General features: G+C 38.5%; 13 protein-coding genes. 7 read left to right on the forward strand and 6 right to left on the reverse strand.

The annotated features are described in order from the left end of the window. Nucleotides 1-256 precede the first annotated feature (256 nt). Both BN6559_RS14335 and BN6559_RS14340 read left to right on the forward strand, forming a co-directional pair. Nucleotides 257-1201 carry a family 2A encapsulin nanocompartment shell protein gene (locus BN6559_RS14335; protein ID WP_110955362.1) on the forward strand — a complete coding sequence of 315 codons (945 nt, stop codon included), beginning with the start codon at nucleotides 257-259 and terminating at the stop codon, nucleotides 1199-1201. Further along, nucleotides 1188-2810 carry a family 2A encapsulin nanocompartment cargo protein cysteine desulfurase gene (locus tag BN6559_RS14340; RefSeq protein WP_110955363.1) on the forward strand — a complete coding sequence of 541 codons (1623 nt, stop codon included), beginning with the start codon at nucleotides 1188-1190 and terminating at the stop codon, nucleotides 2808-2810. The genes BN6559_RS14335 and BN6559_RS14340 overlap by 14 nt, the downstream gene beginning before the upstream one ends. A gap of 10 nt (nucleotides 2811-2820) precedes the next feature. Here the strand turns inward: BN6559_RS14340 and BN6559_RS14345 are convergent, their stop codons facing one another. The 3 genes from BN6559_RS14345 to BN6559_RS14355 form a co-directional block, all read right to left on the reverse strand. Beyond that, nucleotides 2821-3609 carry a TIGR03943 family putative permease subunit gene (locus tag BN6559_RS14345; RefSeq protein WP_199884022.1) on the reverse strand — a complete coding sequence of 263 codons (789 nt, stop codon included), beginning with the start codon at nucleotides 3607-3609 and terminating at the stop codon, nucleotides 2821-2823. 13 nt (nucleotides 3610-3622) lie between these two features. Beyond that, nucleotides 3623-4540 carry a permease gene (locus tag BN6559_RS14350; protein WP_110955364.1) on the reverse strand — a complete coding sequence of 306 codons (918 nt, stop codon included), beginning with the start codon at nucleotides 4538-4540 and terminating at the stop codon, nucleotides 3623-3625. 285 nt (nucleotides 4541-4825) lie between these two features. Beyond that, entirely contained in the window at nucleotides 4826-5329 is a 504-nt protein-coding gene (locus tag BN6559_RS14355; protein WP_110955365.1) for a spore coat protein, read from the reverse strand. 221 nt (nucleotides 5330-5550) lie between these two features. Between BN6559_RS14355 and BN6559_RS14360 the strand changes: the two genes are divergently transcribed. Both BN6559_RS14360 and BN6559_RS14365 read left to right on the forward strand, forming a co-directional pair. Then, the gene (locus tag BN6559_RS14360) at nucleotides 5551-6483 is read left to right on the forward strand and encodes a permease (RefSeq protein WP_199884023.1); all 933 of its coding nucleotides are present in this window, start codon (nucleotides 5551-5553) and stop codon (nucleotides 6481-6483) included. Between the two features lie 29 nt (nucleotides 6484-6512). After that, nucleotides 6513-7265, forward strand: a complete 753-nt coding sequence (locus tag BN6559_RS14365; RefSeq protein ID WP_110955367.1) for a TIGR03943 family putative permease subunit — start codon at nucleotides 6513-6515, stop codon at nucleotides 7263-7265. Nucleotides 7266-7352: 87 nt separating this feature from the next. Here BN6559_RS14365 and BN6559_RS14370 read toward each other — a convergent pair whose 3' ends face one another. From BN6559_RS14370 to BN6559_RS14380, 3 genes are read right to left on the reverse strand one after another with little or no spacing between them, the layout of a single operon-like run. Further along, nucleotides 7353-7826 (reverse strand): hypothetical protein, encoded by a 474-nt coding sequence (locus tag BN6559_RS14370; protein WP_110955368.1) that lies wholly within the window; start codon nucleotides 7824-7826, stop codon nucleotides 7353-7355. 39 nt (nucleotides 7827-7865) lie between these two features. Then, nucleotides 7866-8477: a DsbA family protein gene (locus BN6559_RS14375; RefSeq protein ID WP_110955369.1), complete on the reverse strand. Its 612-nt coding sequence runs from the start codon at nucleotides 8475-8477 to the stop codon at nucleotides 7866-7868. A gap of 36 nt (nucleotides 8478-8513) precedes the next feature. Further along, nucleotides 8514-9638, reverse strand: a complete 1125-nt coding sequence (locus tag BN6559_RS14380) for a YibE/F family protein (RefSeq protein WP_110955370.1) — start codon at nucleotides 9636-9638, stop codon at nucleotides 8514-8516. A 226-nt stretch (nucleotides 9639-9864) separates the two neighbouring features. Here BN6559_RS14380 and BN6559_RS14385 point away from each other — a divergent pair, with 226 nt between their 5' ends. From BN6559_RS14385 to BN6559_RS14395, 3 genes are all read left to right on the forward strand, one after another. Next, nucleotides 9865-10446 carry a TetR/AcrR family transcriptional regulator gene (locus tag BN6559_RS14385; protein ID WP_110955371.1) on the forward strand — a complete coding sequence of 194 codons (582 nt, stop codon included), beginning with the start codon at nucleotides 9865-9867 and terminating at the stop codon, nucleotides 10444-10446. A gap of 119 nt (nucleotides 10447-10565) precedes the next feature. Further along, the gene (locus BN6559_RS14390) at nucleotides 10566-11660 is read left to right on the forward strand and encodes an efflux RND transporter periplasmic adaptor subunit (protein WP_110955372.1); all 1095 of its coding nucleotides are present in this window, start codon (nucleotides 10566-10568) and stop codon (nucleotides 11658-11660) included. A 13-nt stretch (nucleotides 11661-11673) separates the two neighbouring features. Further along, nucleotides 11674-14778, forward strand: a complete 3105-nt coding sequence (locus BN6559_RS14395; RefSeq protein ID WP_110955373.1) for an efflux RND transporter permease subunit — start codon at nucleotides 11674-11676, stop codon at nucleotides 14776-14778. Nucleotides 14779-15029: the final 251 nt, after the last annotated feature.

Here is a 15029-nt window from a genome sequence, read left to right on the forward strand (position 1 = left end):
GAGCGAAGCGAGTTTTGGATTTTAGTAAGTTGATCTTTTTTCAAGTGTTTTGGAGGTTTGTGGCCTAGACTTTTTGGTCCGTTTGTGGCAATGACAAAAGGACATATATGCATTTAGGGATACACAAAAATTTTTATGAATAAACGCTTAGGAGTGCAGCCGTGTTTTTTATCTCAACTTTAGGTAAGTATAAGAATCATATTTTTAGAGAAAAATAGTAAAGGAGGAATATCTTTTAAAATAAAGGAGCTTTTGTATGACTGAAAAAAACACCCAAAGCTGTGCCCTAGGTGCTGCTGCTGCGTATCAGCTTGCTGATATAATAAAAACAACACCGCAATTCGCGTCGATTACGCCGCGATGGCTGACAAAATTATTGGATTGGAAACCGTTAGAGACTGGGGTATTCAGATTAAATAAAGTGAAAGAAGGACAGACGCCGTTAGATATACTTTGCAGGCAGAAAGATAACGACAACATTCCCGAAGGTTTTGTAGATTATGAACCTAAACCTCGTGAGTACATATTAAAATCGATATCTTCGGTAATCAATTATCACACGCGTATATCGGACTTGTATAGTAGTCCTTATGACCAAATTACAGAACAACTTCGTTTAGGAATTGAATGTATTAAGGAAAGACAAGAAAGTGAGCTCATTAACAATGATCATTATGGGCTTTTAACAAATATCGCTAGTTCGCAGCGAATTCAGAGTCGTAGTGGATATCCTACGCCGGATGATATGGATGAACTGATCGCAAAAGTATGGAAAGAGCCGTCTTTTTTTCTTGCGCACCCTAGAGCGATTGCCGCGTTTGGTCGTGAATGTACAAAACGTGGTGTCCCACCTGCAACTGTGACATTATTTGGTGCGCAGTTTTTAACCTGGAGAGGAATTCCCCTTGTTCCCACTGATAAATTATTGGTTGATGGGCAAAAAAGTCCAAAAGATAAGGCAGGAAAAACGAACATTCTTCTTGTTCGTACGGGAGAGAAAAAGCAAGGTGTGATTGGTCTTTATCAGGCAGGTCTTCCGGGAGAACAGTCTCGGGGATTGTCGGTAAGATTCATGGGGATTGATAAAACTGGAATTGCGTCTTATATACTATCTTTATATTGTTCTGCTGCGATTTTAGTTGATGATGCGATTGCTGTGCTTGAAAATGTCGATGTAGGAAATTATTATGAGTATAAATAATTGTACAAATCTAGAAGTGGATATTGCAAAGCTGCGAGAAGATTTTTTTCAGCAGCAGAATGATCAGATCCCAGATCCCTCTGTGATAGCCGCAATGGCAAATGTATATTTCCCTGAATTTGGACATGGTGAGAAATCAGTACCATTAGAGAACGGCGTCCCGACGGTAGATTTTATCAATGCAATTCCAGTTGCAATTGAAGAGGACTTTGGTAAAGAATCTTCGGTAATCAGTCAGGGGCAATCGCAGCCGTTTGATTTTCTAGGAGAAGCAAGGCCGATCTTTACGGAGTGCGAAAATACGGCAGATAAACATAGGAATATTGCCGCTGATGAAATGATTGAACGGGATACCATGATAGATTTTGGGGTGGGAATTCGTTCAGAAGTGTGTATGCAATCCAGTCCGATGGATGTGCAAGCAATCCGTAAGGATTTTCCCATTCTAGAGGAGCAAGTTAATGGGAAGTCATTGATATGGTTTGATAACGCAGCGACAACACAAAAACCAAAATATGTGATTGAGCGCTTAGCTTATTTCTATCAACATGAAAATTCTAATATACACCGAGCTGCGCATACATTGGCTGCTCGTGCAACCGATGCATATGAGGAAGCAAGAGATAAAGTCAGAATGTTTTTGCATGCAGCTTCTTCGGAAGAAATTGTGTTTGTCCGTGGGGCCACAGAAGCGATTAATTTAGTTGCGCAAAGCTTAGGAAAATATCAATTGCAAAAAGATGATGAAATCATTGTGAGTATGCTGGAACATCATGCAAATATTGTCCCTTGGCAAATGCTCTGCCTAGAAACAGGTGCTAAGCTTCGTGTGATTCCTGTTGATGAAACTGGACAAATTCTTTTACCTGCATATGAAAAGCTTTTGAATGCGAAGACTAAAATTGTCGCAGTTGCGCATGTTTCTAACGCACTGGGTACGGTTACACCAGTAAAAGAAATCGTAAAAATTGCGCATCAATATGGAGCAAAAGTGCTCATTGATGGCGCACAGGCAGTTTCTCATATGCAAGTAGATGTGCAGGACATAGACTGCGATTTTTATGTCTTTTCGGGACATAAAATTTACGGACCTACGGGAATCGGTGTTTTATATGGAAAATCTGAAACTTTGAACACGATGCATCCTTATCAGGGTGGTGGAAATATGATTGCGGACGTTACGTTTGAAAAAACGTTATACAGAGAATCTCCCAGCCGATTTGAGGCCGGCACGGGAAATATTGCGGATGCAGTTGGTCTGAGTGCGGCAATTGATTATGTACTTTCCGTAGGCATGGATCGGATTCATCGTTATGAACATGATTTGCTACGGTATAGTATGCAGGCGCTGCAATGTGTGCCGAAGTTAAGGCTCATTGGAACGGCAGAGGACAAAGCTGGTGTTATCTCTTTTGTTATAGATGGTTTCACGGCCACAGCTATTGGCAAGGCATTAAGCGAAGAAGGGATTGCTGTTCGTGCGGGACATCATTGCGCACAGCCAATTCTAAGAAGATTTGGATTAGAAGCTACCGTGCGAGCTTCGCTCGCGTTTTATAACACCCGCGAAGAGGTAGACGCCTTGGTTGCATTACTTTGTAAACTGTAAAGAAGTGTTGTCAATTGTAGGGGAATACATACGGTTTCTTTGGTGCTTCAATCTGTTTCACTGAAGTGACCTTGATAAAAGGGACTGTTTTGTTCTCCTGTTGCTTTACTTTTAGATTTCCTTCAATTGAAAGCCACGTTCCGTCTGCATAGTTTTCGGCATTTTTTATTTCACACGTAACGCCATAGGGAAGCGAATCTGCGACACAGCATGTAATTACATAACGGACAAGAGAAAGTTGACCTGTGGTATCTGGACTGCGAAAAACGAAACCTGTCATAGAGATTTTTTTATCCAGATAATCTTTGGCAAAATCGTTGATTTCACTTACTGCTTCCGTATAATTTAAATCAGTTACTTGGATTGTATCGATTTGATGAAATTGCTTGGCCAATGGTCGCGGTACATCTTGTATCATCCCTGACGGATTGTTCAGCAACAAGGTATTATTTAAACCTTTACTGCTTACCAGATTTGCATTCAAAGTATTCGTTGGCAAGGCTGCGGCTAATAGAAGTACGATGAAGAATGGAACATAAGAGAGTTGACTCAATTTAGAATGATTGTGAGATTCGGAAGAATGTAAAAAGGTATCAAACAAGCGTATGATCAGCATCGGTAATAGTAAGCAATAAGATATCTCTGTAAAAATAATAAATTTTGGATTAATATATAAAGGAAGTTGTTCTGTTAGATCAAGCCAAATCAGAAAAACCCAAAAACCGAAAAGTAAGATGGTTTGCGTAAATGCGTTCATATTGAGCGCATTTTTTTGTTTTTTGTGAACGCGAGATCTCAATTGTCTAACCTCCTTAAAGTTGATTTATGATATACGCTGAGCAAGCACATAAAGTAATAACCGTAAAAGTCAACAATAAAACAAAGCGTAGTTTAAATGCGTGCAAAAGCATAAGCGTATTTTTTACATCGACCATTGGACCTAAGACCATGAAAGCAACAAGTGATCCTGGCAAAAAACTTGAACTAAAAGAGGCAGCGATGAAGGCATCTGCGGCTGAGCACACAGAGATGAGGAAAGCAAATAACATCATGACGCCAATGGAAAGGATGGGGCTTTGCCCCACCGATAACAAGGTTTCACGCGGCAAGAAGATTTGTGCTAATGCGCCTAAAATGGCACCACAGAGTAAATATTTTCCCATTTCAAAAAATTCATTACTTGCATCTCGAATCGTATAAATGATTTTGTCAAAAAGAGAATGCTGCCCTCCGTATTCATTGGCTGTATGCGAGCAGCAACTGCATAGAGCCTGAGAAGGATGGGGAGATTTTAATGCAGTACGTTTGAAACAGAAATCCAGCATGAGTCCAACAAAGCAAGCAATGAAAATTGCAATTCCAAGTCGAAAAAAAACCATATCACTATTCATGCGAAAGGCATACAGCGTTGCAGCAGCAGCGACAGGATTGGTGATCGGTGCCGCCAGCATAAAAGCGATGGCAGTATGTAATGGAACACCTTTCATTAATAAACGGCGTACGATTGGAACGATGCCACAATCACACATTGGAATAATAAAGCCCAACAAACTGGCGATGATGACACTGAAAAATTTGTTTTTAGGCAGGATTTTATGAATGGCTTGTTCCGTGACGAAATTATGAATTAAAGCCGAAACGATAACGCTGAGCAGCATAAATGGAAAAGCTTCAATGATAATACTGAGCAATATGATTTTGAAATTGATTAAATTATTCCAATCCATCATAGTGGATAAATAAGTTTGTAAGGATAATAAGTTTTCCAGAAGAATTCCTCCATATATAGTTTATCATTATAAAATACATATGCAGGTTGCATTGCGTATAGTATGCAAGAAGTAATTTAATTACATAATGTAGTGTGTTTCAATGTGCAATAAGCCTTTAAAATAAAAGAGGATGTATTAAGATTTTATTTCTAAAAATCTTAATACATCCATAAACGAATAGATTTCCTTTTCTCATTGCTGCAAACAGACCGAAAATTCTAAGACAGATCCGAGTGGCAAGTTTTATTGGACGCTGTACATATTATGACTGCTCATGTAGTTGAAAATTCCTTCGCCATGTTCTTGTTCTTCTTTTTGAATATGGTTTAATGCTTGCCGAGTTTGTGCATTGGTAAATTCAAAGATGGCGGTGTCATAAGCACCCGAGACATATTTTTCAGTCATCAACATGTCACTGCAAAGCATCATGTCCTTTTGGTTTGGAACGGATGCATTTGTTGTAGCTTGCGCTTGTGTATTATTTTGTTGATTCGACTGCGCAGGTTGTTGTTGTGAGGAAGATTGAGATTGCTGTGATTGTGATTGATTCATATTAGGGACTTGACCATTTAAAATTGATTCAATGGTATTCAGATGTTGCTGTTCTTGTTGTGCATAGGTTTGAAACAATTGTTTAAGATTTGGGTCTGTAGCCTGCTGCGCATATTTTTGATACTTTTCAATACAAATCTTTTCGTGTGATTTTTGATCTTGGAGCAACTGCGTTTCTTTTTGAGTTAATGGCATAGTTTTGCCTCCTTTTTAGTTTTTAGTATTTTGCCCAAGAAATAGAATAATATTACTTTTAAATCTAAACGGCTTGCATCTCCAAATCATAGTTTTATAGGTTGCTACATTTTTTGCAATCGCTTACAATATACAAAGATATAAGAACAATGTTTTTATATAGGGTATGAAATATACTTTGAGAAAATTTTATTTGCTTAAAGTAATAAGGATGGATTCATTTGGAGATATTCGACTTTGAGACGTGGCAAGTTATTCTTAATTTTAAAACAATATTTTTAGGAATTATTATTGAGGCATTACCTTTTATTCTAATTAGTGTAATCGTTTCATCCATATTACATAATTTTGTTTCTGAAGAATTGATACAGCGGGTACTACCAAAGGATAAGATGGCGAGTATTGTGTTATCTTGTTTGATAGGAATTGTTTTTCCTGCTTGCGACTGTGGAATGGTACCGATTGTTCGTAGGCTGGTTAGGAAAGGCGTACCTTTATATTGTGCGGTCGCCTTTATGCTTTCAACACCTATTATAAATCCGATTGTCGCTGTGGCTACTGCGTATGCATTTAATAGTATTGAAATGGCTATAGCAAGGTTGGGCATTGCTTTTTTAGTCGCCTATATTAGTGCAGCGCTCGTCAGTGAAGCATTTGCAGGTACAGAATTAAAAGATGAACAAGCTGACGACGGACATGACCATCATCATGGGGGTTGCTGTGCGTGTCACGCGCATTCTGAACAACGAGTTACAGCAAGTGGAAAGTTCTTGCGTGTTTTAGATGATGCATGTAGTGAATTCTTTGAAATGGGCAAGTATTTAATTATTGGATCTTTTCTAGGGGCGATAGCACAAACTTTTATACCAAGAGCAACGTTGCTAAGTGTTGGGCATGAACCGGTTTTATCAATTTTTGTAATGATGGTGTTTGCTTTTTTAATTTCGGTGTGTTCCACAGCGGACGCCTTTATTGCTTCATCCTTTAACACCAGTTTTACGCCGGGGTCCTTAGTTGCATTTATGGTATTTGGACCAATGATCGATATTAAAAATATATTCATGCTTTTGCACGCTTTTCGTTTAAGATTTGTCATCTTTTTAGTTACGATTGTTTCAATATTGTGTGCATTCACAACGTACATGTTTTTATAAATGCATAGAAAGAAAGGAGGCGGAAGCATATGTCGAAATTAAACAAGGAGGCTGTAGTAAGAACCGTAATATTATTAGGTTTTGTTTTATTGCTATTTTGGCTCATCATGACAGAGCAAATTACTTTGTATGTTCATCCTAGAATTATAAACTTAATTAAATTATCGAATGGTTTATTTTTTATGATGTTTTTATTGCAGTGCTGGAAGTTGAAAAAGACTTGGAATAAATCTACGGAGCAATCCAAATGTTGCAGCAGGTACTGGCGCTATTCTCCGTTCTTTTTCACGCTGGCAATTGCTATACTGTTACCCAATACTTCGCTTAACGCGAGTCTAGTTCCTAATAAAGGGCTGAATAGCCAAGTGACCAATGCGATTTCTAAACAAAATGATCGGCCAATTGTAGCTGAGATGCGGAATGCTAATTTAATCAGAGTATCGGATACCAATTTTCTTGATGTTATGTCCGAGCTGCAACGTTTTCCTCAAGCGTATGTGGGGAAAGAAATTGATATGAAAGGTTTTATCTATATAGATGGGTCAACGCCTCAGGCACATTTTTCTTTAATTCGATTTGTTGTAGGCTGCTGTGTAGCTGATGCTCTTCCGGCCGGTGTTTTATGCGAAATGGATCATGCCGATGAATATCATAATGGCGATTGGTATCAAATTCAAGGTGTTATAGAGAACAATACACGTGATGGAAAAACTTCTCCAGTTGTTAAAGTAACATGGATTAAGGCAGTTCCTAACAATACTACGCCATATGTTTTCCCTTAAATCAGTACTTGCTTTTATCACAACAAAAGCCCCTCATTCGTAACCTTAGGGTGTGCGAATGAGGGGCTTCTTATAAATACGGCAAAATCAATATATAATAAGTCGATCTTGTTTACCTCTATTTACTTTTTGAGGATAAATATAGCCGATAAAATCGCCTTGACTGAAAAGTATGCTAAAATCAAGAGAAGTTTGTATTGGAGTACCATCTTTATGCAGTGCTTCATAAATGATATGATCGGTAGTTACTTGACGGATTATGCCGACGGATACCTCCTGCTTAGCATTTTTCCAAAGTATAATTGCACCGATTTGGGCCTCTTGCGGCGCTGTTTTCTCTATCCAGCCAAATTGCGCTGCATTTAAAAACCAGTCGTCAGCATCACCACTCCAATTCATTCCTGGGGCGGGGGCTATTTTGTCAAATTCTTGTGCGATATAGCCGAGCGCTGGCGTTGGAAGATGCTTGTACCATGGACTCGCATCAGGATCACAGTCGCAAGCCCAAGCTGTAGTAGGAATCAAGAATATGAGAAACAGTGTATAGATAATTTTTTTCAAACGCATTACTTCCATTCTAAAATTAAATTTACCTTGCGCTTAATAAGCGGTTGATATTAATAAAGAATCAATCATTTGTGAGAAAGCTTCAATGGAATCAGCTTTCGCTACATGTATTCCATTGATGAAGAAATTGGGTGTATGGTGAAACCCTAGTTTATTTGCTTCTTCCATATCATTTTTGATGTCTTCTTCAATTACTGGGTCGGCAAGGTCACGATTTAATTGATTTTTTTGTGTTGGGGATAATTTGAGCTTATCCACGAAGTATTGCAGTCCGGAATTGCCTCTTTTTAAAACAGATTGTTCTGTCATCGTCAAATCGTAAAATTCCCAGGCTTTTTCTCCATCTTGCCTAGCTAGGGCTTCAAAGACTTGTGCTGCAGACATCGCGTAGGGATGTGTGTCATGTGGATAGTGCTTTAACTTTAACTGCACTTTGCCATCATATGTCTGGAGTATCTGGTCAACTATTTTTTTTGAATCGACACAATCAGGACATTGAAAATCAATGTATTCGACAATTGTAATGGGCGCTAGAGGATTGCCGCGAATCGCTTGTGCTGATACAGTAGAAAAGTTTATACACGCATAGATCATGATCATGCAACTGAATATAATTTTTGCATTTTGGTAGAGCATCTTCTGCATTTTTCTCCTCCCATTTATAAAATTAAGTGTTTGTTATTAATGTTTCTTATGTTTATCGCAAAATAGATAGGCAGCGATACAAGCTGTCAGGGGTATTGCGCAAATTAGGCCAATACTTCCTGTAAGCGCTCTTACGATTTCGGTCACAATTAAATTTAAATTCAGGATTCTCGTGAAGGAAAGATCTTTTTGTACGGATATTAATAAAAGTAAGGGTAGGGACGAACCCACATAAGCTAAAATTAGCGTATTTGACATCGTTCCCATAATGTCACGACCGATATTCATGCCTGTCCTAAATAATGTTTTAAAACGTACTTCCTTTGCATGCTCTTTTACTTCGTTGATTGAAAAGGCTATAGAAATCGCTACATCCATTACAGCTCCTAATGCACCTAAAACCATCCCGGCGAATAAAATTCCTTGAAAATCTACATGGGATAAAGCGGTTGCTTTTAGCATGATAGCTTCTTCATTTTCTAAGCCGGTTAAGTGCATAAAATAGATGGATAGTTTAGATAAAATACCTGCGATTATGACACCGCTGACCGTACCTAAAATGGCGGCAAGCGTTTTTTTGTTCCAACCGCTGATGAAGGTTTGAGAAATAATTGCAATGACTGTACAAAGTAAAAAAACCATGAGACCAATATCTAAATGATTTTCTTTTAAAATTTGATTTAAAAACACGCTAAAAATTAAAAAGCAAGATAGAGCAATCACAAGAATTGATTTAAATCCAACCATTTTTCCAAAAATCAATAAACAAACGACAAAAATTCCAGCTAGCCAATACATATAAGTATCACGCTGAAAATCGCTGATATGATATTCGATTTTACCGGTGTGATGAATTGCTGCGACAATTACCTTGTCACCTTCATGTACTTCCATCGTACCAAATGCAGATCTTTCAGGTTGGTTATTTATTGTAGTGATTTCTTGTTCTGCTTCACTGCCAGAGGTCAATTTTATTTTAACCAGATCTTGTTTGCTAAATTTCATTTTTTGAAAGGACTGATTTTCTATAGGCTGGACGGAAATCACAACGCCCTTTTCATATTGTATTTTAGGGGCTTCGGTCTGAGCATTGGCGATTGATGGGAAAATCATTATACAAAATATGATGGATAGTATGTAAGATAAATAGTTATTTTTCATTAAATAGTTTTCAACTCCATAATAGTATTAAATAGTAATGTTCTTATTTAATACATTATAATAGATTTGTCATAAAAAGCAAATAAAAGGATAATGAAATATGGATAAAGGAAACAAAATGATATAAACGTATGAGGTAGAATTTTCAATTGACAGTTAAAATTTTTTATATGATAATAATTGCATACCGTCTAGTAGGTCGGTAGTATGGGGAGACGATAATGTAATGAAAGAAAATATTATTCGGGTTGCTTTAAGTTTGTTTTTAAAACGAGGCTATAAATACGTTTCTTTAGTAGATGTGGCTGCAGAAGTGGGCATAACGAAAGGCGGAATTTATCACTATTTTTCTAGTAAAGAAGATTTGTTAGATGCCGCTGTACATTATTTATTTGACCAAATGGAAGCCAAGTATATGGAGATTTTTAATCGTAAAGGCAGTTTGCAGCAGGTATTGCATTCTATTTTGGTCGAACGAGAGCTCAGTGTGTATGCGCAAAATATGCTAGGAATGGAGCAATCAGATTATCGTGAAAATCATGCAAGTTTTATACTGGAAGTGATGAATCATTTTCCAAAGATACAAGAACGTATTGATGGGAGTCATGTGATGATTTGTCAGGCGATTGAAAAAAGATTGAAAGCCGCTGTTTCGAAGGGCGAAATTCGCGCCAATACAGATGTACATGTTCTGGCAGTTATGATCTTAGCAATGCTGAATGGACAAATATCGCTGGGCGAAAAATTGAATAATCTCGATGTTCGTAAACAGATGACAGATAGTTTTTTACAATTGATATGTTCTTAAAAGAAATAAGCCTCCGAATTTAATGTGAGGTTATTTTTCTATTCTAAACCTACCATCCGGTAGGTATGCTTAAAGGTGCAGCGATTGAGGTTTAATTGGAATTAAAGGAGGCATATAGAATGAAGGGGCCTAAGTTTAAATATTGGTTCGTACCATTGGTTTTGTTGGTGGGTGTGTTTTTTGTATTTCAAAGTGGTGTTTTTTCCAAGGAAAAGATAACAGCAGAAACGAATGACGGAGTCGCTGTGCGTGTTATGGATGCGCAGTATACACAGGCCGTGTCAGGGCTTTCTTTGAATGGTTCTATTGAAGGAAAAACTTCCGCAACGATCAGTGCAAAAATTGCGGGGAAAATTGAGCAAGTTCTAGTCGAAGAAGGACAAGCGGTAAGCGTTGGTGATCCTTTAATTCGTTTAGAAAGTGTCGAATTAAGCAATGCAGTACGTACTGCAAAAGATGCTTTAACCAAGGCTGAGGTCAATTATGATTTGGCAAATGCTGATTATAATCGTTATCAAAAATTATATAGTCAAGGTGCTGTTTCTCAGCAGCAATTAGATACAGCAGAAGCAAAATTAAAGAGCGCGCAAGCTGATTTATCAAGTGCATCAGTCAGCTGTGACAATGCAAATCAACAATTAGGGTATGGCGTGGTAACAGCACCTGTAGATGGTGTCGTTGCAAATAAAACAGCAACTGTAGGTCAAGTGGTATCCTCTGGTACAGCTTTAATGGTCGTACAGGATATCAGTCAGGTGCAAGCTGTTGTAAATATTGAGCAAAAAGATTTAGGACAGGTTAAGGTTGGACAAATGGCTGAGATTAAAGTAGATGCCTATCATGATAGGATATTTACCGGGCTTGTTGATGGCATGAATCCAGAGGCGGATTCTGGCAGTCGAATGTTTAGAACTAAGATCAAGGTAGACAATGAAGATGGTGCGTTAAAAGCGGGAATGTTTGCCAAGATTCAATTAGTTACTGGTGAGCCGATACAAGTTCTTAGTGTACCGCAATCAGCGGTTATTCAGAAAAAAGGTTTATATTATGTGTTTACTTTAGAAGACGGAAAGGCGGTTCGTCATCAAATCGAGATTGGGCAAGCCGATCATGATTCTATTCAAATTAAAAGCGGTTTACAGCAGGGAGACAAAGTAATTGTTAGTGGCGTAAATCAATTAAAAGACAATGAAGCGGTTAAAGTAGCTGAGTAGAGGGAGATAGACAATGAAAATTACGGATATAAGCTTAAAGCGTCCAGTATTTGCGACAGTTACGATTTTAGCGCTTGTTGTTTTAGGATTATTTAGCTATATCTCATTAAATGTAGATGAATATCCTAATGTGGAAATTCCTGTTGTAGCGGTTACTGTAAGTTACCCTGGAGCTTCGCCTGAGCAGGTAAAGTCAAAGGTTACGCAGAAAGTGGAGGAAACTGTCAGCGTTATAGCGGGGGTTGACCATATTACTTCAACAGTGCATGAGGGTAATTCAACAACGGTAATTCAATTTACAATGGAAACTTCGGCAGCCACAGCGGCACAGGATGTTAGAGATAAAGTTGGACGTTTGCAAGGCGATTTTCCTGATGATGCTGAAGCTCCGGTAGTTACCAGATATGATCCGTCGGAAACTCCGATTGCATCTATTGCATTAACAGGGAATATCAGCCAGCGTGAATTGACGGTGATTGCCCAAGATACTGTAGCAGATCGCTTAGAATCTATCAATGGTGTAGCGGCTGTTAACGTACAAGGTGGATTGGATAGAGAAATTCAAATTTATATGGATAGCAACAAATTGGCTGCGTATGGGTTGACGATTCCCGAAGTGACGAATAGTTTACGCAGTGAGAATATGGAAACTCCTGGCGGTAAGGTCACAGATGGAACAAGGGAGACCAGTTTGCGGACGATGGGAAGTTTAGCCACGCCGCAGGAAATTTTGGATTTGCCGCTTGTAAGAAGAGACGGTGTACAACTATTTGTTAAGAATATTGCTTCGGTAGAGGATACAACAAAGAGTGTTGCTTCAATTACAAAATTAAATGGTAGTCCGGCCATCGGGCTGGATATTATGAAACAATCCGGTAGTAATACAGTTGAAGTGGCAAGTCATGTAAAAAAAGAACTTGAAGCAATGAAAAAAGATTTGCCTTCAGGTGTAGAAATCTCTTTAGTGAGAGATAACTCCAAAAATATTAACGAATCGATTCACGATGTATTGTTTAATTTAGTTTTTGGTGGTGTATTGGCTGTTGCGATCGTATTTTTATTCCTAGGAAATTGGCGGAGTACAATGATTGCGGCGATTGCTATTCCGACTTCGATTATTACTTCATTTTTAGCGATGAAAGCTTTAAATTTTACACTGAATACAATGTCACTTTTAGCACTGTCCTTAGCGGTTGGACTTTTAATTGACGATGCAATTGTGGTTATTGAAAATATTGTACGTCATTTAGAAATGGGCAAGGACAAATTTAAAGCGGCTTCAGAGGGAACAGATGAAATTGGGCTGGCAGTTACAGCGACAACGTTAACTTTAGTGGCTGTATTCCTTCCGGTTGGTATGATGACAGGCGTTGTGGGGCAATTTTTCAAAGAGTTTGGGATTACGATTGCGGTAAGTGTACTAGTATCGCTGCTCGTTGCATTCACGTTAACGCCGATGTTATCATCTAAATATTTAGATCATAGCAGTAAAACATCCTCCACCGGCAGAATAAAGCGTTTATGGGATACTTTTAACGACAAATTTAATCAGGCAACAAAGCGATATGGTGAATTTCTTGCATATGCTTTAGGGCATCGAAGTAAAGTAATGCTTATCGTTGGGGCTTTATTTGTTGGTAGCTTGGCATTAACACCATTGTTAGGGTCGACCTTTATTCCTGATTCGGATAGTGGTGAGATTACGATCAGTGCCAATGTAGATCCGGGCATGAGTGTGCAGGCAGTTGGAATGATTGCCGACAATATGGACCAAGTCATCCGGACCTTGCCTGAGGTTACGACAACCTATAGTAATACCGATAGCCGGAGTATCAATATTTTAACGAAGCTTACAGAAAAGGGTGAAAGAAAGCGCAGCGATAATGCGATTATTGTTGAATTGCGTGAGAAGTTAGATGGCATTCCGGGGGCACAGGTTAGTGTTTCTAAAAAATCCGGTATGTCCAGTGGAAAGCCAATTTCATTGGTAATTCAAGGACCTTCATTGGATACTTTAGCCGATATTGCAGAACAGGTTGAAGCGATGATGATGACGACATCAGGCGCTGTGGATATAACGTCTAGTCATGAAGCGGGAAATCCGGACGTACAAATCATTGTAAATCGTGATCAAGCATCTGATTTAGGCGTATCCACTTCTTCGATTTCAGGTACGTTGCAGACGATGTTTAACGGTACTGTCGTATCAGAGTTTAAAGAAGATGATGATGCTTATGATATCCGTCTGATTCTAGCTCCTGGGGATCGTAAAGATCTGTCAGATGTAAATCATATCTATTTAGCAAGTTCGAATCGAGATAGAAATGGACAAACCATTATGGTACCTTTATCTCAAATTACCGAAACTGTTTATGCAACAAGTCCTACGCAAATTAAGCGCTATGATCGTCAGGATCAGATCACAATTTCCGCTAATTTAAGAGATGGTGTAACTTTAGGGGAATTTAACAAAGAGTTAGACAAAAAACTAGGGACAATTCAGTTACCGGAAGGGTATCAGTTTGTAACTACTGGACAGTCAGAACAAATGTCGGATGCCTTCACAGGCATTGTCGTAGCATTGGCATTGGCCGTCTTATTTATCTTCTTTGTATTAGCTGCCCAATTTGAAAGTTATATCGATCCATTCTCAATCATGTTAGCATTACCGTTGGCGATCATTGGTGCGATTCTGGGGTTAGTGATTGCTGGCAGTACGATTAGTATGATGTCTTTAATTGGTGTAATTATGCTAATGGGGCTAGTGACCAAAAATGCGATCTTGCTTATCGACTTTGCAAAACAGTCGATGGAGAAAGGGGTAGAACGCAATCAAGCATTGGTTGATGCAGCCCTTGTCCGGATGCGTCCGATTATGATGACCACATTGGCCATGATTTTTGGGATGCTACCTTTAGCTTTAGGTGTAGGTCCGGGGGCGGAAACACGAGCGCCTATGGCACATGCCATTATCGGCGGTCTGGTTACTTCAACCATATTGACGCTGGTTGTAGTTCCGGTCGTTTATACTTTGCTTGATGATATAAAGACTAAAAATTTCAGAGAAAAAATTAGCGCATTTTTAGTTTCTATCTTTAAAAAGAAGCGCGTAGAATAAAAGTCTAGGGCGCGAATCTTCAAAATACTTGAAAAAAGACCGACTTACTAAAATCCTAAGCTTACTTTGCTAAACAAACGGATTTTTTAGGTAAGTCGGTCATCTTTTATCCTCCAGATTGTATTTTTCTGAAAAAGGTCGGGTACGATAACAAAAGTTGCCACGTTTTGATGCACAAATCCTTTTTATACGAAATAATGAGGTTGTTTGTTTTTGTATGTTTAAATTTTGTTGTTTTCAGGTTTACTTTT

This window comes from Massilibacillus massiliensis, from assembly GCF_900086705.1.
GTDB classification, from domain to species: domain Bacteria; phylum Bacillota; class Negativicutes; order FLKF01; family FLKF01; genus Massilibacillus; species Massilibacillus massiliensis.

What these genes read in the sequence shown, in the direction of transcription:
- BN6559_RS14335 (WP_110955362.1), top strand. Translation starts at nt 257, where the DNA reads ATGACTGAAAAAAACACCCAAAGCTGTGCCCTAGGTGCTGCTGCTGCG.
- BN6559_RS14340 (WP_110955363.1), top strand. Translation starts at nt 1,188, where the DNA reads ATGAGTATAAATAATTGTACAAATCTAGAAGTGGATATTGCAAAGCTG.
- BN6559_RS14350 (WP_110955364.1), bottom strand. Translation starts at nt 4,540, where the DNA reads ATGATGGATTGGAATAATTTAATCAATTTCAAAATCATATTGCTCAGT.
- BN6559_RS14355 (WP_110955365.1), bottom strand. Translation starts at nt 5,329, where the DNA reads ATGCCATTAACTCAAAAAGAAACGCAGTTGCTCCAAGATCAAAAATCA.
- BN6559_RS14365 (WP_110955367.1), top strand. Translation starts at nt 6,513, where the DNA reads ATGTCGAAATTAAACAAGGAGGCTGTAGTAAGAACCGTAATATTATTA.
- BN6559_RS14375 (WP_110955369.1), bottom strand. Translation starts at nt 8,477, where the DNA reads ATGCAGAAGATGCTCTACCAAAATGCAAAAATTATATTCAGTTGCATG.
- BN6559_RS14380 (WP_110955370.1), bottom strand. Translation starts at nt 9,638, where the DNA reads ATGAAAAATAACTATTTATCTTACATACTATCCATCATATTTTGTATA.
- BN6559_RS14385 (WP_110955371.1), top strand. Translation starts at nt 9,865, where the DNA reads ATGAAAGAAAATATTATTCGGGTTGCTTTAAGTTTGTTTTTAAAACGA.
- BN6559_RS14390 (WP_110955372.1), top strand. Translation starts at nt 10,566, where the DNA reads ATGAAGGGGCCTAAGTTTAAATATTGGTTCGTACCATTGGTTTTGTTG.
- BN6559_RS14395 (WP_110955373.1), top strand. Translation starts at nt 11,674, where the DNA reads ATGAAAATTACGGATATAAGCTTAAAGCGTCCAGTATTTGCGACAGTT.